Origin of the sequence: Pseudomonas sp. NPDC089392, from assembly GCF_044749595.1 — a bacterium.
GTDB lineage: Bacteria > Pseudomonadota > Gammaproteobacteria > Pseudomonadales > Pseudomonadaceae > Aquipseudomonas.
In genome coordinates, this window is the sequence record NZ_JBIVIF010000014.1 from 105,231 (window position 1) to 125,647 (window position 20,417).

Annotated in this window: 20 protein-coding genes, 1 tRNA gene and 1 pseudogene; 9 read left to right on the top strand and 13 right to left on the bottom strand. The window is 62.1% G+C overall.

Annotation, left to right across the window (positions count from 1 at the left end; genetic code table 11):
* Positions 1-101: 101 nt before the first annotated feature.
* The 4 genes from ACIP1G_RS14630 to ACIP1G_RS14645 all read right to left on the bottom strand — a co-directional run bounded on the left by ACIP1G_RS14630 (position 102) and on the right by ACIP1G_RS14645 (position 4,788).
* Positions 102-1,055: a FecR family protein gene (locus ACIP1G_RS14630; RefSeq protein ID WP_400738109.1), complete on the bottom strand. Its 954-nt coding sequence runs from the start codon at positions 1,053-1,055 to the stop codon at positions 102-104.
* Between the two features lie 98 nt (positions 1,056-1,153).
* Complete coding sequence (locus ACIP1G_RS14635) at positions 1,154-1,654, bottom strand: sigma-70 family RNA polymerase sigma factor (RefSeq protein ID WP_400738111.1); 501 nt, start codon at positions 1,652-1,654, stop codon at positions 1,154-1,156.
* Between the two features lie 158 nt (positions 1,655-1,812).
* Positions 1,813-2,919, bottom strand: coding sequence for a GlxA family transcriptional regulator (locus ACIP1G_RS14640; protein ID WP_016484513.1), 1,107 nt, complete (start codon positions 2,917-2,919; stop codon positions 1,813-1,815).
* Positions 2,920-3,411: 492 nt separating this feature from the next.
* Entirely contained in the window at positions 3,412-4,788 is a 1,377-nt protein-coding gene (locus ACIP1G_RS14645; RefSeq protein ID WP_400738114.1) for an L-serine ammonia-lyase, read from the bottom strand.
* 462 nt (positions 4,789-5,250) lie between these two features.
* Here ACIP1G_RS14645 and ACIP1G_RS14650 point away from each other — a divergent pair, with 462 nt between their 5' ends.
* The 3 genes from ACIP1G_RS14650 (at position 5,251) to choV (ending at position 8,303) form a co-directional block, all read left to right on the top strand.
* On the top strand, positions 5,251-6,198 hold the full coding sequence (locus tag ACIP1G_RS14650; RefSeq protein ID WP_400738117.1) for a choline ABC transporter substrate-binding protein: 948 nt from the start codon (positions 5,251-5,253) through the stop codon (positions 6,196-6,198).
* Between the two features lie 81 nt (positions 6,199-6,279).
* Positions 6,280-7,128, top strand: coding sequence for a choline ABC transporter permease subunit (gene choW, locus ACIP1G_RS14655; protein ID WP_400738157.1), 849 nt, complete (start codon positions 6,280-6,282; stop codon positions 7,126-7,128).
* Positions 7,125-8,303, top strand: coding sequence for a choline ABC transporter ATP-binding protein (choV, locus tag ACIP1G_RS14660; RefSeq protein WP_400738120.1), 1,179 nt, complete (start codon positions 7,125-7,127; stop codon positions 8,301-8,303). The genes choW and choV overlap by 4 nt, the downstream gene beginning before the upstream one ends.
* A gap of 120 nt (positions 8,304-8,423) precedes the next feature.
* Here the strand turns inward: choV and hisF are convergent, their stop codons facing one another.
* From hisF to ACIP1G_RS14690, 6 genes are all read right to left on the bottom strand, one after another.
* A complete protein-coding gene (gene hisF / locus ACIP1G_RS14665) occupies positions 8,424-9,194 on the bottom strand; it encodes an imidazole glycerol phosphate synthase subunit HisF (protein WP_013970495.1) in 771 nt (256 codons plus the stop codon).
* Positions 9,195-9,204: 10 nt separating this feature from the next.
* On the bottom strand, positions 9,205-9,942 hold the full coding sequence (hisA, locus tag ACIP1G_RS14670) for a 1-(5-phosphoribosyl)-5-[(5-phosphoribosylamino)methylideneamino]imidazole-4-carboxamide isomerase (RefSeq protein ID WP_003255731.1): 738 nt from the start codon (positions 9,940-9,942) through the stop codon (positions 9,205-9,207).
* A 27-nt stretch (positions 9,943-9,969) separates the two neighbouring features.
* A complete protein-coding gene (locus tag ACIP1G_RS14675) occupies positions 9,970-10,230 on the bottom strand; it encodes a DUF2164 domain-containing protein (protein WP_400738123.1) in 261 nt (86 codons plus the stop codon).
* Positions 10,231-10,869 carry an imidazole glycerol phosphate synthase subunit HisH gene (gene hisH / locus ACIP1G_RS14680; RefSeq protein WP_016714499.1) on the bottom strand — a complete coding sequence of 213 codons (639 nt, stop codon included), beginning with the start codon at positions 10,867-10,869 and terminating at the stop codon, positions 10,231-10,233.
* Positions 10,870-11,463, bottom strand: coding sequence for an imidazoleglycerol-phosphate dehydratase HisB (gene hisB / locus ACIP1G_RS14685; RefSeq protein WP_009682881.1), 594 nt, complete (start codon positions 11,461-11,463; stop codon positions 10,870-10,872).
* 293 nt (positions 11,464-11,756) lie between these two features.
* Positions 11,757-13,418, bottom strand: a complete 1,662-nt coding sequence (locus ACIP1G_RS14690) for an OFA family MFS transporter (RefSeq protein ID WP_400738127.1) — start codon at positions 13,416-13,418, stop codon at positions 11,757-11,759.
* 385 nt (positions 13,419-13,803) lie between these two features.
* On the opposite strand from ACIP1G_RS14690, the gene ACIP1G_RS14695 reads away from it, so the two are divergent.
* The 4 genes from ACIP1G_RS14695 to ACIP1G_RS14710 all read left to right on the top strand — a co-directional run bounded on the left by ACIP1G_RS14695 (position 13,804) and on the right by ACIP1G_RS14710 (position 17,543).
* Complete coding sequence (locus ACIP1G_RS14695; RefSeq protein ID WP_400738130.1) at positions 13,804-16,044, top strand: AsmA family protein; 2,241 nt, start codon at positions 13,804-13,806, stop codon at positions 16,042-16,044.
* Positions 16,041-17,108 (top strand): A/G-specific adenine glycosylase, encoded by a 1,068-nt coding sequence (gene mutY / locus ACIP1G_RS14700; RefSeq protein ID WP_400738132.1) that lies wholly within the window; start codon positions 16,041-16,043, stop codon positions 17,106-17,108. Before ACIP1G_RS14695 ends, mutY begins: the two co-directional genes overlap by 4 nt.
* Positions 17,105-17,377: an oxidative damage protection protein gene (locus tag ACIP1G_RS14705; RefSeq protein WP_400738135.1), complete on the top strand. Its 273-nt coding sequence runs from the start codon at positions 17,105-17,107 to the stop codon at positions 17,375-17,377. The genes mutY and ACIP1G_RS14705 overlap by 4 nt, the downstream gene beginning before the upstream one ends.
* A 90-nt stretch (positions 17,378-17,467) precedes the next feature.
* Positions 17,468-17,543 (top strand) — tRNA-Phe (locus ACIP1G_RS14710).
* Between the two features lie 137 nt (positions 17,544-17,680).
* Here ACIP1G_RS14710 and ACIP1G_RS14715 read toward each other — a convergent pair.
* Positions 17,681-17,983: an addiction module antidote protein gene (locus ACIP1G_RS14715; protein ID WP_400738137.1), complete on the bottom strand. Its 303-nt coding sequence runs from the start codon at positions 17,981-17,983 to the stop codon at positions 17,681-17,683.
* Between the two features lie 9 nt (positions 17,984-17,992).
* Positions 17,993-18,282, bottom strand: a pseudogene (locus ACIP1G_RS14720) (type II toxin-antitoxin system RelE/ParE family toxin).
* A gap of 150 nt (positions 18,283-18,432) precedes the next feature.
* On the opposite strand from ACIP1G_RS14720, the gene ppk2 reads away from it, so the two are divergent.
* Positions 18,433-19,413 carry a polyphosphate kinase 2 gene (gene ppk2 / locus ACIP1G_RS14725; protein ID WP_400738139.1) on the top strand — a complete coding sequence of 327 codons (981 nt, stop codon included), beginning with the start codon at positions 18,433-18,435 and terminating at the stop codon, positions 19,411-19,413.
* A gap of 29 nt (positions 19,414-19,442) precedes the next feature.
* Here the strand turns inward: ppk2 and ACIP1G_RS14730 are convergent, their stop codons facing one another.
* Positions 19,443-19,667, bottom strand: a complete 225-nt coding sequence (locus ACIP1G_RS14730; protein ID WP_400738142.1) for a hypothetical protein — start codon at positions 19,665-19,667, stop codon at positions 19,443-19,445.
* A gap of 234 nt (positions 19,668-19,901) precedes the next feature.
* Between ACIP1G_RS14730 and ACIP1G_RS14735 the strand changes: the two genes are divergently transcribed.
* Positions 19,902-20,348 carry a hypothetical protein gene (locus ACIP1G_RS14735; RefSeq protein WP_400738144.1) on the top strand — a complete coding sequence of 149 codons (447 nt, stop codon included), beginning with the start codon at positions 19,902-19,904 and terminating at the stop codon, positions 20,346-20,348.
* Positions 20,349-20,417: the final 69 nt, after the last annotated feature.

Here is a 20,417-nt window from a genome sequence, read left to right on the forward strand (position 1 = left end):
AAGGCCGCTCCTACAGGGGATCGCATACAGCCTGAAGTTGACGCGATCCCCTGTAGGAGCGGCCTTGTGTCGCGATGGGCCGCAAAGCGGCCCCGGCAATTTCAAGGTTTACTCAATACCAGCAGCCAAGGCCCATAACTGCGCACCTCACCACCATGCGGCCGGATCACCGCACGCAAGGCCGCCTCAGGCCGCCGCAGGTCATACACCCCAGTCACCCGCTTGGCAGCCAGGGCATCGTCCCGCAGCAGCACCTCGCCCGGCATGTAGCGCGCCAGCGCCTGCACCAGCTCTGCCACCGTCTGGTCGTCAGCAATCAACTGCCCCTGCCGCCAGGCAGCCGCTTGCGACGGCACAAAGGCCCGCAGCTGCACCTGCCCCTCGACATACCGCAGCCGTTGCCCAGCCGTCAGTGCCTGCGCCAGCACCTGCGCAGCGGCAGTGTCCTCGACCCGTACCGAGCCATGCTGCACATCCACCCCTACCCTGCCTGGCCGTAGCTCGACGTTGAACGCCGTCCCGGTCACCGTCACCTGCACGTCATCGGCACGCACATGGAACGGCTTGGCCTTGTCGGGCTTCACCTCGAAGAACGCCTGGCCAGCCAGCAGCTTCACATCCCGGTGTTCACCGCTGTAATCCACGGCGATGGCAGTGTCGCTGTCCATCTGCACCACGCTGCCATCAGCCAAGGTGATGTCGCGGGTCTCGCCCTGGGCGGTACGGTAGTCGGCCTGCAAGCGCAGGCTCAAGGATGGCGCCAGCGCCACCAGCAGGCAGGCTGCCACTGCGGCGCCGAGCCACCAGCGGCGACGGCGCGCGGGCAACTGCACCACTTCGGCTTTGGGCCAGTGCTCGGTAGTGGTCGGGGCCAGTTGCCCGCTGAGCTGCCACACCCGTTCGACTTTGCGATAGGCCTCGGCATTGGCCGTATCACTGGCGCACCACTGCTCGAATTCGCCGCGCAATTGCGGATCGTGCGGGGCCTGCTGCAGGCGCAGGAGCCAGTCCATGGCCTGCTCGCGGCGGCTGGATGTGAGGTCTGCTGACGTCATGTCGGGCAAGGCTCCTGGTGGCTCGGAGGCGCAATTGGCCGCGAAGGGTCGCACAGAGTCGCCCGGTTCGGCAAAAGACGCGGCAGCCTGGCGTTTTTTCACAGGTCGTCCTCCAGGCGTGCCATGCAATGGCTGAGGGCGTCGCGCACCAGTTGGTGCACCAGGCTTACAGAGACATTCAGGTGGCTGGCCACCTCTTGCAGGGTATGGCCGCCCAGGCGGTGCATTTCGAAGGCGGTGCGGGTGCGCAGCGGCAGTTCTTCCAGGGCGCGGCTGATGGCGCTGAGTTCATTCTGCTGGGTGACCGCCTGCTCGGGCGAAGCACTGCTGGAGGGCAGCTCGGCGAGAATTTCATCACCGCCGGGTTGGGCTTTTTCGGTGGCACTGCGGCGGGTCTGGTCGAGCGCCAGGTTACGCACGATGCGGTACAGGTAACTGGCCGGGTGACGGATGTCGGCATCGTCGTGCTGGCGGCTGAAGCGCAGCCAGGCTTCCTGCACCACATCCTCGGCGCGGGCGCGGCAGCCGACAATCGGTGCGGCATAGTCGAGCAATGCCGCCCGGTGGGCCAGGTAGAGCTGGAGTTTGTCGTCCGCCACGGGGTGGTATGCCAGAGTGTTTCGGGGGCGGCGATGTTACCCGTAGTCGAGAATCATTATCAACAGATGGTTTTGTGTTGCCTGCGCCGGCCTCTTCGCGGGTGAACCCGCTCCCACACTGTGGGAGCGGGTTTACCCGCGAAGCAGGCGACGCGGTGTCAGAGCCTTACACTGGCAAACGTCGATTCGTTGCGCGCCTGGCTCAGGGCCGCCATCGGCCCGCTGTGCGGCGACAGGGTCATGGCCTGCGGAATCGGCATCATCGCCACCTGCTGCGCAGTGTTGGAGCCCACGCGCTCGTCACGCGGCGGAATGCCGAAGTACTCGCGGTAGCACTTGGAGAAGTGTGGGGTAGACACAAAGCCGCACACCGACGCCACCTCGATGATCGACATCGGCGTCTGCTTCAGCAACTGCCGCGCGCGGATCAGGCGCAGCTTCAGGTAGTAGCGCGACGGCGAGCAATGCAGGTACTTCTGGAACAGGCGCTCAAGCTGGCGGCGCGATACCGACACGTACACCGCCAGTTCGTCCAGGTCGATCGGCTCTTCGAGGTTGGCCTCCATCAGCGCGACGATTTCCTGCAACTTGGGCTGGTTGGTGCCAAGCATGTGCTTGAGCGGCACGCGCTGGTGGTCCTGCTCGTTGCGGATGCGCTCGTAGACGAACATCTCGGAGATCGCCGCCGACAGTTCGCGGCCGTGATCGCGGCTGATCAGGTGCAGCATCATGTCCAGCGGCGCGGTGCCACCGGAGCTGGTGAAGCGGTTGCGGTCGAGGGTGAACAGGCGGGTGCTCATGTTCACCCGTGGGTAGGCCTCTTGCATGGCTGCCAGGCATTCCCAGTGCACGCTGCAATCAAAACCGTCGAGCAGGCCGGCGCAGGCCAGTGCCCAGCTGCCGGTGCACACTGCACCCAGGCGGCGCGACTGACGGGCCTGGGCTTGCAGCCATGTGACATGTTCACGGGTAACGGTGCGCTGGATACCGACGCCACCGCAGACGATCACGGTGTCGATCGGTGGCGCGCTGTGCATCGCCGCGTCCGGAGTGATCTGCAAACCATCGCTGGCCCACACCTGGCCGCCATCGACGGTCAAGGTATGCCAGCGATACAGCTCGCGGCCGGACAGCTGGTTTGCCATACGCAGCGGCTCGACGGCCGATGCCAGGGAAATCAGGGTGAAGTTGTCCAATAGAAGAAACCCGATGGACTGGGGTGCTGTGCGGTTCTGGGTTGGGGTCCCGGAGGTGTACGACGTCATCGCGATTTCTCCTCACACAAATGCAGGGTGTGCCTCAGGCGGGCACTGATTTCTTGTTATTGCCCCCATCTCGTGTGCAGGGGCTTGGTGGCCAATCTCAACGCAAACGCCGTGCCTGAAATTGAACGGCTATCCAAAAAAACCTGAAAACGACGCCTTTGTTCGGCAAATCAGGTGCTTCGATCGAGTTGGCCGGGTGTTCGCAAACGGGCGTGCTAGGCGCCGTGCGTGTAACGGCTGAGCAATTTGGTGACACGCGCAGTGTAAGTTGCCCAGAAACGACACTCTTGAGTGTCACCGACAATGCCTGCACTGATAACGACACCCGACGATCGGTATGCGTCGCTTGCACCATAAGGGAGCATTTGGAGTGGTGTTGCACCGGTGTCAAACTCAAGGGCCTTTTCGCGGGTAAACCCGCTCCTACAGGGATTGCATCATCCTTGTAGGAGCGGGTTTACCCGCGAAGAGGCCCTTGAGATCAGCTAGAAATCAGCACTCGATAGCGCTGACCGCCAGGCCACCGCGCGAGGTCTCTTTGTACTTGTCGTGCATGTCGGCCCCGGTATCGCGCATGGTGCGGATCACCTGGTCGAGGGAAATGAAGTGCTCGCCATCCCCACGCAGTGCCATCTGCACCGCGTTGATGGCCTTTACCGCGGCAATCGCGTTGCGCTCGATGCACGGCACCTGCACCAACCCGCCGACCGGGTCGCAGGTCAGGCCAAGGTTGTGCTCCAAGGCAATTTCAGCAGCGTTCTCCACCTGTGGCGGCGTGGCACCCAGCACTTCGGCCAGGCCCGCTGCGGCCATGGCGCAGGCCGAGCCAACCTCACCCTGGCAACCCACTTCGGCACCGGAAATCGACGCGTTCTTCTTGCACAGGATGCCTACCGCAGCGGCGGCGAGGAAGTAGTCGACCACATTCGAGTCGTTCACCGCATCGCTGAAACGCATGTAGTAGTGCAGCACCGCCGGGATGATGCCGGCCGCGCCATTGGTGGGCGCGGTGACCATGCGCCCGCCGGCGGCGTTTTCTTCGTTGACCGCCAAGGCAAACAGGTTGACCCACTCCATGGCACTCATGGTCGAGCCGATCACGTTGGGCTTGCCGATTTCCTGCAGGCTGCGGTGCAGCTTGGCTGCACGGCGGCGCACGTTCAGCCCGCCGGGCAGCGTGCCTTCATACTTGAGGCCGTTGTTGACGCACTCCTGCATGGCTTCCCAGAGCTTGTGCAGGCCAGCGCGGATCTCTTCCTCGCTGCGCCACACCTGCTCGTTGGCCATCATCAATTGCGACACGCTGAGGTCGTTTTGCTTGCACAGGCGCAGCAGTTCGGCCGCGCTGTTGAAGTCGTACGGCAGCACCGCCTGGTCGGCGTCCAGCACACCGCTGGCGGCCTGGGCGGCATCGACCACAAAGCCGCCACCCACCGAGTAGTAGGTGTCGCGGTGCAGCTCGCCCTGCTCGCCCTCGGCAATCAGGGTCATGGCGTTGGGGTGGTACGGCAGGTTCTCGTCCAGCAGCAGCATGTCGCGGGCCCAGACGAATTCGATGGGCAGGCGGCTGTCCAGCTGCAGGGTGTTGGTTTCGCGCAAGTCAGCGATACGCGGCACGATCTGGGTCGGGTCGATGGCGTCCGGCCATTCGCCCATCAGGCCCATGATGGTGGCGTTGTCGGTGCCGTGGCCGACACCGGTGGCCGACAGCGAGCCATACAGGCGCACTTCGATCCGCTTCACACGTTCCAGCTCGCCGCGCTCGCGCAGGCCCTGGACGAACAGGGCGCCAGCACGCATGGGGCCGACGGTGTGGGAGCTGGAAGGCCCGACACCGATCTTGAACAGGTCGAACACGCTGATGGCCATCGTCGAATCACCTCTTGCTGGGCTTGTCTGTACGCGTCATGCGCACGGCGGGGTAGCTGCTAGGCTCAAGCAGGGCCGCCTTGAATTGCCTGCATCATCGGGCTTTTACCGGCCCCCTCGCCGTCTGCAACCGACGCAATTTTGTCCAGCAGCGCCGCGCTGTTTTGCCTAGCGCGCTACCCAGGGAGTGGGCCCGCCACGCCGCTTTCCAGCGGCCTGGTGACGCAAAAATGCGGCTGAGGGGGTGGAAAAATCCATAAGCGACATTGCCCGTACTGGATACGACCCGTTCCGTACTGGTTACGACCCCACCAGTAGGCGATTGCCCGGCGCTGGAGGATTATCGAAAGCGACTCGTAAAGCACGGCCACGCAACCTGCCCTCTGCAGGCCTGGTCGACCGGACCCTCAGAAAGCCCGGCGACCCACGCGAACCCGAAGACAAAATCACAGGAGTCCATCCATGAAAGGTTCACCCTCGCTGTTGCTGGTTGCGTTGTTGTCTGCACCCTTGCTGGCCCAGGCTGCCGAACCCGAGCAATGCCAGACGGTACGGTTCTCGGATGTCGGCTGGACCGACATCACGGTCACCACCGCGACCACCAGCGTTGTGCTCGAAGCCCTGGGTTACAAAACCCACACCACCATGATCTCGGTACCGGTGACCTACAAGTCGCTGGCCACCGGCAAGGACCTGGATGTGTTTCTCGGCAACTGGATGCCGACCATGGAGAACGACATCAAGCAGTACCGCGACGCCGGCACTGTCGAGACCGTGCGCGCCAACCTGGAGAACGCCAAGTACACCCTGGCCGTGCCCCAGGCGCTGTATGACAAGGGTCTGAAGGATTTCAGCGACATTCCCAAGTTCAAGAAAGAACTCGACAGCAAGATCTACGGCATCGAGCCAGGCAACGACGGCAACCGCACCATCCAGGCGATGATCGACAAGAACGCCTTCGGCTTGAAGGACGCCGGTTTCAAGATCGTCCAGTCCAGCGAGGCCGGCATGCTGTCGCAGGTCGACCGCGCGCAAAAACGTGGCGAGGCGCTGGTATTCCTGGGTTGGGAACCGCACCCGATGAACACCCGCTTCAAGATGCAGTACCTCACCGGCGGGGACGACTTCTTCGGCCCCGACTTCGGCAAGGCGACGGTATTGACCAACACCCGCAAGGGCTATGCGCAGGAGTGCAGCAACGTTGGCCAGCTGTTGAAGAACCTGTCGTTCGAGCTCAAGGATGAAAGCACCATGATGGGCTATGTCCTGGACGACAAGATGAAGCCCGAGGCGGCCGCCAAGAAGTGGCTCAAAGATAACCCTGGCAAGCTGGACACCTGGCTGGCCGGCGTTACCACCGTGGATGGCAAACCCGGCCTTGAGGCGGCCAAGGCCAAGCTCGCGCAATAACGAACTATGCAATAGCGCTACCTCGGGGCAGGACCGTGCCTGCCCCGGGTTGATTTCAATCTACGCAGGTGGAAGCTCGCTATCATGCTTATCGATCAGAAAATACCCTTGGGCCAGTACATCGCGTCGTTCGTCGAATGGCTGACCCAGAACGGCGCTGAATACTTCGACGCCATCGCGCAAGGCCTGGAGTTCATGATCCATGGCGTTACCAGCGCCCTGACTTTCTTCAACCCATTCGTACTCATCGCCCTGTTCGCCGCCCTGGCGCATTTCATCCAGCGCAAGTGGGCGCTGACTGCATTCGTCGCCCTGTCGTTCTTGCTGATCCTCAACCTGGGGTACTGGCAGGAAACCATGGAAACCCTGGCGCAAGTCACCTTCGCCACGGTGGTGTGCGTGGCCATCGGCGTGCCGCTGGGCATCGTCGCCGCGCACAAACCAATGTTCTACACCGCCATGCGCCCGGTACTCGACCTGATGCAGACGGTACCCACCTTCGTTTACCTGATCCCTACCCTGACCCTGTTCGGCCTGGGCGTGGTACCGGGGCTGATCTCGACCGTGGTGTTCGCCATCGCCGCGCCGATCCGCCTTACCTACCTGGGCATCTGCGACGTGCCGCAAGAGCTGATGGACGCCGGCAAGGCATTTGGCTGCTCGCGGCGCCAGCTGCTGACCCGTATCGAACTGCCACACGCGATGCCGAGCATCGCCGCCGGCGTTACCCAGTGCATCATGCTGTCGCTGTCGATGGTGGTGATCGCCGCCCTGGTCGGTGCTGATGGCCTGGGCAAACCTGTGGTCAACGCACTGAACACCGCCGATATTTCCCTGGGCTTCGAAGCGGGCCTGGCGATCGTGCTGCTGGCGATCATGCTCGACCGTATCTGCAAGCAACCGGAACTGCCGGTAAGGGGTGAAGCATGAGCATCATTCGTTTCGAAGACGTCGACGTCATCTTCTCCAACAAGCCGCGCGAAGCGCTGGCCCTGCTCGACCAGGGCAAGACCCGCGAGCAGATTCTCAAGCAGACCGGCCTGGTGGTGGGCGTCGAGAAGGCCAACCTGGACATCCAGAAGGGCGAGATTTGCGTGCTGATGGGCCTGTCCGGTTCGGGCAAGTCGAGCCTGCTGCGCTGCATCAACGGCCTCAACACCGTCAGCCGCGGCAAGCTGTTCGTCGAGCACGAAGGCAGAAACATCGACATTGCCCACTGCACCCCGGCCGAACTGAAGATGATGCGCACCAAGCGCATTGCCATGGTGTTCCAGAAGTTCGCCCTGATGCCTTGGCTGACGGTGCGCGAGAACATCAGCTTTGGCCTGGAAATGCAGGGCCGCCCGGAAAAGGAACGGCGCAAGCTGGTTGACGAGAAGCTTGAGCTGGTAGGCCTGACCCAGTGGCGCAACAAGAAGCCGGACGAACTGTCTGGCGGCATGCAGCAGCGCGTGGGCCTGGCCCGGGCGCTGGCGATGGATGCCGACATCCTGCTGATGGACGAACCGTTCTCGGCCCTGGACCCACTGATCCGCCAGGGCCTGCAAGACGAGTTGCTTGGCCTGCAGGCCAAGCTGAGCAAAACCATCGTGTTCGTCAGCCACGACCTGGACGAGGCGCTGAAGCTGGGTAGCCGCATTGCGATCATGAAGGACGGGCGGATCATCCAGTACAGCAAGCCGGAAGAGATCGTACTGAACCCGGCCGACGAATACGTACGTACCTTCGTTGCCCATACCAACCCGCTGAACGTGCTGTGCGGCCGCAGCCTGATGCGCAGCCTGGACAACTGCAAGCGGGTCAATGGCTCGGTGTGCCTGGACCCGGGTGGCGATTCGTGGCTGGATTTGGGCGAAGGCAACTCGATCAAGCGCGCGCGCCAGGGGCAGAACGGGCTGGAGATGCAGAACTGGGCGCCGGGGCAGTCGGTGGAAGGGCTAGGCCGCAAGCCGACCTTGGTGAATGCGGATATCGGCATGCGTGAGGCGCTGCAGATTCGTTACCAGACCGGCAACAAGCTGGTGCTGCAGGAGAACGACAAAATGGTCGGGATTCTGGGGGATACCGAGCTGTATCACGCGCTGCTCGGCAAGAACCACGGGTGATGCAATTGGGGCCGCGTTGCGGCCCATTCGCGGGTAAACCCGCTCCTACACAGGGAGATGTGTTCCTTTGTAGGAGCGGGTTTACCCGCGAAGGGCTGCAAAGCAGCCCCAATCAATATCTCAGCGAACAACAATCCCGCGCGAAGCCATGTAAGCCTTGGCCTCCGGCACCGTGTACTCGCCAAAGTGGAAGATGCTGGCCGCCAACACCGCGCTGGCATGCCCTTCCAGAATGCCGTCAGCCAGGTGCTGCAGGTTCCCCACACCACCCGAGGCAATCACCGGAATACCCAGCGCATCGCTGATGGCGCGGGTAACGCCCAGGTCGAAGCCGTTCTTCATGCCGTCCTGGTCCATGCTGGTCAGCAGGATCTCGCCAGCGCCCAGGCCTTCCATCTTCTTCGCCCACTCCACGGCATCCAACCCTGTCGGCTTGCGCCCGCCGTGGGTGAAGATTTCCCAGCGCGGTTCTTCACCCGGCCCGGACACCTTCTTGGCGTCGATGGCGACAACGATGCACTGCGAACCGAAACGGTCCGCCGCCTCACCCACGAACTCCGGGTTGAACACCGCAGCCGTGTTGATCGAAACCTTGTCGGCACCGGCATTGAGCAGGTTGCGAATGTCCTGCACGGTACGCACGCCACCGCCCACGGTCAGCGGGATGAACACCTGGCTGGCCATGCGCTCGACAGTGTGCAGGGTGGTATCGCGGCCATCGACGCTGGCGGTGATGTCGAGGAAGGTGATTTCGTCGGCACCTTGCTCGTCGTAGCGACGGGCGATTTCCACCGGGTCGCCGGCATCACGGATGTTCTCGAACTTGACGCCCTTGACCACCCGGCCGTTGTCCACGTCCAGGCAAGGGATGATGCGCTTGGCCAGTGCCATGGTTCAGTCCTCAGCCTTGGTAGTTGTCGCAGAAGGCCTGGGCCTCGGCGACGTCGAGGGTGCCTTCGTAGATGGCACGGCCGGTGATGGCGCCGATGATGCCCGGGGCCTTGGCGTCCAGCAGGGCCTTGATGTCACCCAGGTTGTGGATGCCGCCCGAGGCGATTACCGGGATGCGTGTGGCTTCGGCCAAGGCCTTGGTGAACGGCACGTTGCAGCCCTGCATCATGCCGTCCTTGGCGATGTCGGTGTAGACGATCGCCGAGACACCATCGGCCTCGAAACGTTTGGCCAGGTCGATGACCTGCACCGAGCTCACTTCAGCCCAGCCGTCGGTAGCGACAAAGCCGTCCTTGGCGTCCAGGCCAACGATGACCTTGCCCGGGAAGGCCTTGCACGCTTCGGCAACGAACTCTGGCTGCTTGACCGCCTTGGTGCCGATGATCACGTAGCTGACGCCGGCCTTGACGTAGTGTTCGATGGTTTCCAGCGAACGAATGCCACCGCCGATCTGGATCGGCAGGTTCGGGTAGCGCTTGGCGATGGCGGTAACCACCTCACCGTTGACCGGCTGGCCTTCGAAGGCGCCGTTGAGGTCAACCAGGTGCAGGCGGCGGCAGCCACCCTCGACCCACTTGGCGGCCATGCTCACCGGGTCGTCGGAAAATACCGTGGAGTCTTCCATACGGCCCTGGCGCAGGCGCACGCAGGCACCGTCCTTCAGATCGATAGCGGGGATAATCAGCATCTTGGGAACCTGTCTGTTCTTGGGGTTTCAGGGCTTTTCGAGCGCCCACAGATCACTTTCGATGCTCTCGAACCGCTCCTTGAGGTGCAGCTGAACATCGGCAATCGCCCTGTTGTAGTAAAGGGGTGCAATTTCTTTGCTGAACAGCTCTAGGACCTCGGCCACCTCGAACGACCCCAGCTCCAGCTCGAAACGGTCTTCGAGGAAGCGCTTGAGTGTGTCGAGCGCTTCGCGCTCCTGCTCGGGGGCCAGGGTGATGACCGGGGCCTTGGTCTTCGACCTGCTCATTTACCAGCGCCCGTCCCAGGCGACGAAGTTCTGCAGCAGCTGCAGGCCATGGGTATGGCTCTTCTCCGGGTGGAACTGCACGGCAAAGCGCGAGCCATCTGCCAGCGCAGCGGCGAAATCGACGCCATAGTGGCCGCGGCCGACCACCTGGCCCGGCTTGCCGGCATTGATGTAGTAGCTGTGCACGAAGTAGAAGCGCGCACGGTCAGGGATGTCGTGCCACAGCGGGTGGTCGATGGTCTGGCCAACTTCGTTCCAGCCCATGTGCGGCACCTTCAGGTGCTCGCCGTCTTCTTTCAGGTCTTTGCCGAAGAAGCGCACCTGGCCGGGGAACAGGCCGATGCAGTCGACGCCGTCGTTTTCTTCGCTGTGTTCAAGCAGCGCCTGCATACCCACGCAGATGCCGAGGAACGGGCGGTCCTGGCTGACTTCGCGTACCAGGCTGTCGAAGCCCAGGCGACGGATTTCAGCCATGCAGTCGCGAATCGCGCCCACGCCCGGGAACACCACACGGTCGGCCTCGCGGATCACCGCAGCATCGCTGGTGACCAGCACTTTACCGGCACCTACGTGCTCAAGCGCCTTGGCCACCGAGTGCAGGTTGCCCATGCCATAGTCGATTACGGCTACCGTCTGCATTTACAGGCACCCTTTGGTGGACGGCATCTGGCCGGCCATGCGCTCGTCGAGGGTGACAGCCATGCGCAGGGCGCGGCCGAAAGCCTTGAACACGGTTTCGATCTGGTGGTGGGTGTTGTGGCCACGCAGGTTGTCGATGTGCAGCGTCACCAGGGCGTGGTTGACAAAGCCCTGGAAGAACTCCTGGAACAGGTCGACATCGAAGCCACCGACGCTGGCACGGGTGTACGGCACGTGCATCTGCAGGCCCGGGCGACCGGAGAAGTCGATGACCACGCGCGACAGCGCTTCGTCCAGCGGCACGTAGGCGTGACCGTAGCGGAAGATGCCTTTCTTGTCACCGATGGCCTGGGCGAATGCCATGCCCAGGGTGATACCAACGTCTTCGACGGTATGGTGATCGTCGATATGCGTGTCACCCTTGCACTCGATATCCAGATCGATCAGCCCATGGCGGGCAATCTGGTCCAGCATGTGTTCAAGGAAAGGCACACCGATATCGAATCGGGCCTTGCCACTGCCATCGAGGTTGATCGAGCACTTGACCTGGGTTTCCAGGGTATTGCGCTCGACGGAAGCCTTACGTTCGACCATCACCAGCTCCGCAAAATCATTGGGCGAAAAGGGCTCCATTATAGGCCCAGAACGCGCCAGCTTGAAACGCGGATGACATATGGCAAAGCAAGCGATTGCGGGGGGCGAATGCCGTTACAGGTCTATACAACTGGGTAATTGGGGCTGCCACCCAACGCGCTGTAGGAGCGGGCTTGCCCGCGAACACCGGCAACGCCGGTGCCATACACCGCGTCACCTTCTTCGCGGGCAAGCCCGCTCCTACAATCGCGAAAGGGGCGCAAAGCGCCCCCACTGGCCATCCCAGGATTACCTCAATGGAACAGCACTGCCGTCTTCTGCAGGGTAATCCACACCCCCCAGGCCAACGGCACAACCACCACCGCCCAGGCCAGCAGCACCAGCGGCAGGCTGCCCGGCGCCGCTTTCCACTCCAGCGAGCGCGCCCCATCGGCGCCCTTGTCATGGCTCAGCGCCCGCTCGGCCGCCAGCTCGGCATCGCTCATGAAGTGTTTATCCGCAACCGGCCGCACCAGCATGTTGCAGATAAAGCCCAGCACCAGAAGGCCGGCAAGGATGTACAAGGTCATGTCATAAGCTGCCGCCCGCTCCACACCCGCTGCCAGTTGATACTCGCGCAGGTAGGTGATCAACACCGGCCCCAGCACCCCCGCCGCCGCCCAGGCCGTCAGCAAACGACCATGAATGGCACCGACCATCTGCGTACCGAACAGGTCGGCCAGGTACGCCGGCACCGTGGCAAAGCCACCACCATACATCGACAGGATGATGCAGAACGCCGCCACGAACAGCGCCACATTACCCAGGTGCCCCATGTTCGGCACCATGCTGTACAGGCCCACACCCAAGGCGAAGAAGGCGAAGTAGGTGTTCTTGCGGCCGATGTAATCGGAGAACGACGCCCAGAAGAACCGCCCGCCAATGTTGAACAGGCTCAGCAGGCCGGTGAAACCGGCAGCGATTGCGGCAATCTGCGCCAGCTGGGCAGTATTCAACTCGCTGAAGGTCAGTTCGTTGCCCAGCAATTTGCCAGCGAACACTTCCTGCAGCAGCGGCGAGGCCATGCCGAGAATACCGATGCCCGCCGACACGTTCAGGCACAGCACCAGCCAGATCAGCGCAAACTGCGGAGTCTTCCAGGCCACGCTGACGTGCACGTGGCGGTCTGTAACCATGGTGTTGCCGGCCTTTTTCACCGGGGCAGTCCAGCCTTCAGGCTTCCAACCGGTCGGCGGCACGCGATACGCCAGAGCGCCTGCAGTCATGAACACGAAGTAGATCGCCGCCATGGCGACGAAGCTCTGCCATACGCCCACTTCGTGCTCGTTGCCAAAATGCCCCATCAGCGCAGTGGCCAGCGGTGCACCCACCATGGCCCCGCCGCCGAAGCCCATGATTGCCATGCCGGTGGCCATGCCGCGCTTGTCCGGGAACCACTTGATCAGGGTCGACACTGGCGAGATATAGCCAAGGCCCAAGCCGATACCGCCGATCACGCCGGAACCTAGCCACATCAGCCACAGTTGATGGGTTTTTACGCCAATCGCCGAGATCAGCATGCCCCCGCACCAGCACAGCGCCGACACCAGGCCTGCCTTGCGCGGGCCGGCGTGTTCCAGCCAACCGCCCAGCACAGCCGCCGAGCAACCGAGGAACACGAAGAACAAGGTGTAGATCCAGCTCAGCATCGAGATCGGCCAGTCGCATTCGGCACTGAACATACGGGCCAAGAAGCCCATGTCCGCTGCGCAGGCGACCGGGGCGGTAATGCCGAGTGCTTGCGACAAAGGCAACCAGAACACCGAGAAGCCGTAGGCCATGCCGATGCACAGGTGGATGGCCAGGGCGGCCGGCGGGACCAGCCAGCGGTTGAAGCCCGGCCGGGCAATGATGCGCTCCTTGGACAGGAAGCCTGGCGCACTGGCCAAGCCCCCCGCCGTGACGGTACTGCTCATGGATCTGATCCTTCTTATAGGGAGGGTGCAGGCAAAGCGGCGCAAGGGTAGCAGCATCAAGTAGCGTGAAAGCAATCTGATATCGTTAATTTGTGCTCGGCTGAAACGGTCATGTTGCCTGTGATGGCCCTTTCGCGGGTGAACCCGCTCCCACAGGGTCCCACTGTCTTCCAGGCCTGAGGTGTACCTGTGGGAGCGGGTTTACCCGCGAAAGGGCCATCACAGGCAAACATTCGGAACAAGCAAAAACATGGCTGTCGAAAGCCGTACCCTCTGCTGCAAACGTAGGAAATGCCCTGTATCTCTGGTCGAATACGCAGGGGCATACACGGCGGCGCTATACTCTGCCGCTTGAATTCCAAAATCGGACTACAAGGACTCGCCCATGAAAGCGTTCGGCAAAATCCTGGGACTGGGGCTTCTCGGGTTGCTGCTGATCATCGTGGCGCTGGGCTTCGCCCTGACCCACCTCTTCGATCCCAACGACTACAAAGACGAGATTCGCCAACTGGCGCGTGACAAGGCTCATGTGGAGCTGACCCTCAACGGTGACATCGGCTGGAGCCTGTTCCCTTGGCTGGGCCTGGAGCTGCACGAAGCCAGCATTGCGACCTTGAACAAACCCAAGGAACCGTTCGCCGACCTGCAGATGCTCGGCTTGTCAGTGCGTGTGCTGCCATTACTGCGCCGCGAAGTGCAGATGAGCGACGTACGCGTCGAAGGCCTGAACCTGACCCTGGCCCGCGACGAACAAGGCCATGGCAACTGGGAAGACATCGGCAAGCCATTGCCCGCGCAAAACGACGCAGCCGCCGACGCACCGGCCCAGGCGCCTGCCGAGCAGAAGCCTGCAACCGCCGATGGCAACGACCGTGCCGTCAAGCTGGACATCGACAGCCTGACCGTGAACAACGCCCGCGTGCAGTACACCGATGCCAAGACCGGCCAAAGCTACAGCGCCGAGAGCATCCAGCTGAGCACCGGCCCGGTCCACGAAGGCGCCAACATCCCGCTCAAGGCCAGCGCCTTCATCAGCGCCAGCCAGCCGAACATCAAGGCCCGTACCGAGCTGGCCGGCGAACTGCGCTTTGACCGCAAGCTCAAGCGCTACAACTTCGAAGACATGCGCCTGTCGGGCGAAACTTCTGGTGAACCAACCGGCGGCAAGACCGTGACCTTCGCCGCCCAGGGCCAGCTGCTGGTCGACCTGGCCGCCAATGTCGCCTCGTGGAGTGGCCTGAAAGTCTCGGCCAACCAGCTGCGCGCCCTCGGCGAGCTGAACCTGCGTGACCTGGACAAGGCGCCACAGCTGAGCGGCGGCCTGTCCATCGCCCAGTTCAACCTGCGCACCTTCCTCGACAGCATTGGCCGCCCGCTGCCGGCCAGCAACGACCCGGCGGCCTTCGCCAAGCTGGAGCTGGTCACCCGCCTGCAAGGCACGCCAAACAGCCTGGCCCTGGAAGACCTGGCGGTGAAGCTGGACGACAGCACCTTCAGTGGCCGCGTGGCCGTCGAGGACTTTGCCAAGCAGGCCCTGCGCCTGCAGCTCAAAGGCGATACCTTCGACGCCGACCGCTACCTGCCGGCCAAGAGCGAAGAGGCCAAGGGCGCTACGGCCGCGCGCCAGGCCGAGGTCAAGCAACAAGAGGCCAGCGCTGTGGCCGGCAGCACACCGCTGCCCAACGCCCCGACCCAGTTAGCCTGGAGCGACGACAAGCTGCTGCCAGTGGACCGCCTGCGTGCCCTCGACCTGCAGGCTGACCTGGCCTTCGGTTCGCTGACCCTGGACAAGCTGCCGATCGAAGACGCCCAGCTCAAGGCCATCGGCCAAGGCGGCCTGCTGACCCTGCAAACCCTGCGCGGCGGGCTGTACAACGGCACCTTCGAGACCAAGGGCACGGTCGACGTGCGCCCTGCCGTGCCGCAGCTGGGCTTGAACACCCACATCCAGCGGGTGCCGGTAGAGCACTTCATCAAGGCCGAAGGCAAGGAGCAGACGCCTCCGGTCAAGGGCCTGCTGACCCTGACCAGTGATCTGACCGCCACCGGTAACAGCCAGAAGGCACTGGTGGACACGCTCAATGGCAGCGCAAACTTCACCATCAACGATGGCGTGCTGGTCAATGCCAACCTGGAACAGCAGCTGTGCCAGGCCATCGCCACGCTGAACCGCAAATCGCTCAATGGCGAGCCGCGCGGCAAGGACACCCCGTTTCAGGAGCTGCGCGGCAGCCTGGTAATACGCAATGGCGTTGCCAGCAACCCGGACCTCAAGGCGCGCATCCCGGGCCTGGCCGTCAACGGCCATGGCGACCTCGACCTGCGTGTGCTGGGCATGGACTACAACGTTGGCGTGATCGTCGAAGGCGACCAGCGCGCCATGCCGGACCCGGCCTGCCAGGTTAACGAGCGCTATGTCGGCGTTGAAGTGCCACTGCGCTGCCGCGGCCCGCTGGAGCTCGGCGCCAAGGCTTGCCGCCTGGACCAGGACGGCCTGGGCAAGGTTGCCGCCAAGCTGGCCGGCGACCGCCTGAAAGACAAGATCGATGAAAAACTTGATGAAAAACTCGGAGACAAAGTGAGCCCGGAATTGAAAGACGCGCTCAAGGGGCTGTTCAAGCGATGAGCCCCGAGCAGTTCTCCAGCGCTGTGCTGGATTGGTATGACGAGCACGGCCGGCACGACCTGCCCTGGCAACAGGGCATCAACCCGTACCGGGTGTGGGTGTCGGAAATCATGTTGCAGCAGACCCAGGTCAGCACCGTGCTCAACTACTTCGACCGCTTCATGCAGGCCCTGCCGACCGTGCAAGCCCTGGCCGAGGCGCCGGAGGACGAAGTACTGCACCTGTGGACGGGCCTGGGCTACTACACCCGCGCGCGTAACCTGCAAAAGGCTGCGAAGATCGTCGTCGAGCAGCATGGCGGTGAGTTCCCGCGCAGTGTCGAGCAGCTCACCGAGCTACCTGGCATCGGTCGCTCGACGGCGGGTGCCATCGCCAGCATCAGCATGGGCATCCGCGCGCCAATCCTCGACGGCAACGTCAAGCGCGTGCTGGCCCGCTACACCGCCCAGGCCGGCTACCCCGGCGAGCCAAAGGTGGCCAACCAGCTGTGGGCCACAGCCGAGCGTTTTACCCCGCAGCAACGCGCCAACCACTACACCCAGGCAATGATGGACATGGGTGCCACGCTGTGTACCCGCAGCAAGCCCAGTTGCCTGATCTGCCCGCTGCAGCGCGGCTGCGAAGCCCACCTGCACGGCGAAGAGACTCGCTACCCCGAACCCAAGCCGCGCAAGGCGTTGCCACAACGGCGCACGCTGATGCCACTGCTGGCCAACCACGAAGGCGCCATCCTGCTTTACCGCCGCCCGTCCAGCGGCCTGTGGGGTGGTTTGTGGAGCCTGCCCGAGCTGGACGACATTGCCCAACTCGATGACCTGGCCTACCAGCACGGCCTGCGCCTGGCTGGCAGCCACGCCATGGACGGCCTGACCCACACCTTCAGCCACTTCCAGCTGGCGATCGAACCCTGGCTGGTGCGCGTCGACCCGGTCGGCCAGCACGTGGCCGATGCCGACTGGCTCTGGTATAACCTCGCCACCCCGCCGCGCCTGGGCCTCGCCGCCCCGGTGAAAAAGCTGCTTGAACGCGCGGCCGACGAACTGATTGCAGGAGACGCCCGATGACCCGCACCGTGATGTGCCGCAAGTACAAAGAAGAACTGCCAGGCCTGGAACGCCCACCCTATCCCGGCGCCAAGGGCCAGGACATCTTCGACCACATCTCGGAGAAAGCCTGGGAAGACTGGAAGAAACACCAGACCATGCTGATCAACGAAAAGCGCCTGAACATGATGAACGCCGAGGACCGTAAATTCCTCCAGGCCGAGATGGACAAGTTTTTCGCTGGCGAAGAATACGCCCAGGCGGAAGGCTACGTTCCACCCTCGGAATGACCCCACGAATCGTAAGCGACGGAATTAATTTAAAATTTTTTCAAAAAGTCGTTGACGGGCCGTCAGAAAATCTATTTAATTCACCTCGTCGCCCAGATAGCTCAGTCGGTAGAGCAGAGGATTGAAAATCCTCGTGTCGGCGGTTCGACTCCGTCTCTGGGCACCACCTTCAAGCTTCTGGTGGTTGCAAAGTTACCCGAAGCGACAACAAGAAACCCGCCTAGTGCGGGTTTTTTGTTGTCGGTAATTTTTGCTGGAGGTTTGGCAGCCAAGCAATTTTGCTGCCAAACCCAATAGCAGCCCTTATCCCACAGTGCGCGGCAACACCTCCGCATGAAGCCTCACCCCAAGCGCCGCCATAACTTTCATGATGGTCGCCAGGCTCGGATTACCTTCAGCAGACAGCGCCTTGTACAAGCCTTCCCGTGTAAGCCCGGTATCGCGTGCCAACTGAGCCATGCCACGGGCACGAGCGATATCACCCAAGGCAGCAGCTAGCAACGTTGGGTCGTTTTCTTCCAGGCAGGCTTCAAGATACAAAGCCATGTCCTCTTCCGTCTTCAAATGGTCTACAGCGTCCCATTTGGTCAGTTTGATATTTGTCATGATGGCCTCCTAGAGGTCGCGAGCCAGCTTGAGAGCGGATTTGATATCTCTGGCCTGGCTAGCTTTATCGCCACCCGCCAGGAGGATGATCACTTCATAACCTCGCTGAACGAAGTACACCCGATAGCCCGGACCATAGTCGATCCGCAACTCGGACACCCCTTCAGCAACCGGCTTACAGTCCCCCATCACTCCAAGCTCAACTCGGCGCACCGGACGTTGATGCGGGCTTTCGCCCGCGAATCCCGCAAGGCAGAGAACCACCTTCGATAGGTTTCGGTTTGAATTAATGTATGCATGGGAAAAATGTAAACCGCAGTTCACACTACAGCCAATTTGTAGCTGTTTCAAACTGTTTATGGGCACGCAGTTGACCAGCATCAAATGGCCAGCACTCGCCGGATCTTAAGGTGGTGGATGGATATCCGAATCGACCTACAAGGCCCGCCATGAGCGAAGAATCTCCCCTCCTGCTCCCCGCCCCCAGCGAACCCGCCATCACCTCAGCCCGCACGCGCCGCCCACGCCAGCGCAAGCCGGAGCCAACGATCACCAGCATCAGCCAGCAACCTGCAGCCCTCGAAGTTGCCACTGCACCTAAAGGCAGTAACGAAGACAGTACTCGAGCCCGCCTACCAGCCAGTTATCCGTACAGCACCCGCCTGAATCGCCAGGACTACGAAAAGGCCAAGCACGCGCTGCAGATCGAGCTGCTGAAGGTACAAAGCTGGGTGAAGGAAACCGGCCAGCGTGTGGTGATCCTGTTCGAGGGGCGCGATGCCGCAGGCAAGGGCGGCACCATCAAGCGCTTCATGGAGCACCTCAACCCACGCGGCGCACGCATCGTTGCCCTGGAGAAGCCTTCCGAACACGAACTGGGCCAGTGGTATTTCCAGCGCTACATTCAGCACCTGCCCACGGCGGGTGAAATGGTGTTCTTCGACCGCTCCTGGTACAACCGCGCCGGGGTCGAGAAGGTGATGGATTTCTGCACGCCACTGCAGTACCTGGAATTCATGCGCCAGGCGCCGGACCTTGAGCGCATGCTGTGCAACAGCGGCATCCTGCTGTTCAAGTACTGGTTCTCGGTGAACCGCGAAGAGCAGCTGCGCCGCTTCATCTCGCGCCGCGACGACCCGCTCAAGCACTGGAAGCTGTCACCCATCGACATCAAGTCGCTGGATAAATGGGACGACTACACCGGTGCCAAGGAAGCGATGTTCTTCCATACCGACACTGCCGATGCGCCGTGGACGGTGATCAAGTCCGACGACAAGAAACGTGCGCGGATCAACTGCATTCGGCATTTTCTGCATGCGCTGGACTACCCAGGCAAGAACCCTCAGGTGGCACATGCACCCGACCCTCTGCTGGTAGGCCGGGCTTCACGCGGGTTTGAAGAAGACGAGGCCACCCAGCCGGCAGCCTGAAGACGGGCTGCGGGCAAACCTTATTCGTTCTACATGGAACGAAGATGCTCGAAAGCGTCCTCTGTCATGTGACCCAGATAGGAAACACTGTGCAGGTTCAGCGGAAACTCACTGTCCTTTTTGGATTTTTCGATAATTGCGAGAATGTCGGCCTTTGTGATCGACTGCTGGTTGCACTTGGCGAAGCCAGTAGCATAGAAAAGGTCACCCTCCTCATCGGAGCCATACAGGGTTACAAGATAGAAATGCTTCATGGTTCTCTCCTTAAGCGCAATTGTGCGCATTCTGCAAACGCAGATTTGGCGTAGTGAGCCCCCAAAAAAATGGGTGACAGCGAGAGAGAAGTTACGCAGGGCAGGCTGTGGGCATAATCTGGATACGCCTCCTCATCAAATGGCACCAGCCTGCACTGCTTCAGCACACGGCTTGGGTTTCTCGGGCAATTGCGCTTCAATACGCGCACTTTTCAGCCCCCCAAGGATTGCCCCATGGCCACCCCTACCAAGCAACAGAAACGCGCCAAGCGCGCCGCCAGCAAGGCCAAGCAGAACCGCATGGTACGCAGCGGCCAGGCAGTCAAGGCCAGTGCAGGCGACAGCGCCAGTGTCGAGCAGGTGTACAACAAGGCCATGGAGTCGGGCAGCTACGACGCGATGTTCATCAAGATGAAGGAAGCTCAGGAAGGCGGCGGCCTCGTGCCGATGATCTCGGTGTTCCTGGTCGACCCGCTGCTGGCCCTGGTGCTCAAGGGGCACAAGGAAGAACACGCCACCGACTACATAGTGCTGGTGTTCAACGCCTACCGCGCATGGCTGGATGGCGCTGACGAAGAGGCCACCATGGCCTGGCTGGAGAGCGATGAGTTCCAGGCGGCCTATGTGGCGGCCTCGGAGGCTGTGGCCAAGCAGCAGCAACAACAGAAGCAGTTTGGCTGATAGGGCCAAGTAACCTGTTACGGCCTCTTCGCGGGTAAACCCGCTCCTACGCAAGCCGCCGCAGGCATA

Bases quoted from the DNA above. Each gene is read 5' to 3' on its own strand.
- choV (WP_400738120.1), top strand. From the start codon at position 7,125: ATGAGCATCATTCGTTTCGAAGACGTCGACGTCATCTTCTCCAACAAG.
- ACIP1G_RS14690 (WP_400738127.1), bottom strand. From the start codon at position 13,418: ATGAGCAGTACCGTCACGGCGGGGGGCTTGGCCAGTGCGCCAGGCTTC.
- hisF (WP_013970495.1), bottom strand. From the start codon at position 9,194: ATGGCACTGGCCAAGCGCATCATCCCTTGCCTGGACGTGGACAACGGC.
- ACIP1G_RS14645 (WP_400738114.1), bottom strand. From the start codon at position 4,788: ATGGCCATCAGCGTGTTCGACCTGTTCAAGATCGGTGTCGGGCCTTCC.
- ACIP1G_RS14735 (WP_400738144.1), top strand. From the start codon at position 19,902: ATGGCCACCCCTACCAAGCAACAGAAACGCGCCAAGCGCGCCGCCAGC.
- ACIP1G_RS14730 (WP_400738142.1), bottom strand. From the start codon at position 19,667: ATGAAGCATTTCTATCTTGTAACCCTGTATGGCTCCGATGAGGAGGGT.
- mutY (WP_400738132.1), top strand. From the start codon at position 16,041: ATGAGCCCCGAGCAGTTCTCCAGCGCTGTGCTGGATTGGTATGACGAG.
- ACIP1G_RS14715 (WP_400738137.1), bottom strand. From the start codon at position 17,983: ATGACAAATATCAAACTGACCAAATGGGACGCTGTAGACCATTTGAAG.
- hisA (WP_003255731.1), bottom strand. From the start codon at position 9,942: ATGCTGATTATCCCCGCTATCGATCTGAAGGACGGTGCCTGCGTGCGC.
- ACIP1G_RS14705 (WP_400738135.1), top strand. From the start codon at position 17,105: ATGACCCGCACCGTGATGTGCCGCAAGTACAAAGAAGAACTGCCAGGC.
- hisH (WP_016714499.1), bottom strand. From the start codon at position 10,869: ATGCAGACGGTAGCCGTAATCGACTATGGCATGGGCAACCTGCACTCG.
- ppk2 (WP_400738139.1), top strand. From the start codon at position 18,433: ATGAGCGAAGAATCTCCCCTCCTGCTCCCCGCCCCCAGCGAACCCGCC.
- ACIP1G_RS14630 (WP_400738109.1), bottom strand. From the start codon at position 1,055: ATGACGTCAGCAGACCTCACATCCAGCCGCCGCGAGCAGGCCATGGAC.
- ACIP1G_RS14640 (WP_016484513.1), bottom strand. From the start codon at position 2,919: ATGACGTCGTACACCTCCGGGACCCCAACCCAGAACCGCACAGCACCC.
- ACIP1G_RS14650 (WP_400738117.1), top strand. From the start codon at position 5,251: ATGAAAGGTTCACCCTCGCTGTTGCTGGTTGCGTTGTTGTCTGCACCC.
- hisB (WP_009682881.1), bottom strand. From the start codon at position 11,463: ATGGTCGAACGTAAGGCTTCCGTCGAGCGCAATACCCTGGAAACCCAG.
- ACIP1G_RS14675 (WP_400738123.1), bottom strand. From the start codon at position 10,230: ATGAGCAGGTCGAAGACCAAGGCCCCGGTCATCACCCTGGCCCCCGAG.
- ACIP1G_RS14695 (WP_400738130.1), top strand. From the start codon at position 13,804: ATGAAAGCGTTCGGCAAAATCCTGGGACTGGGGCTTCTCGGGTTGCTG.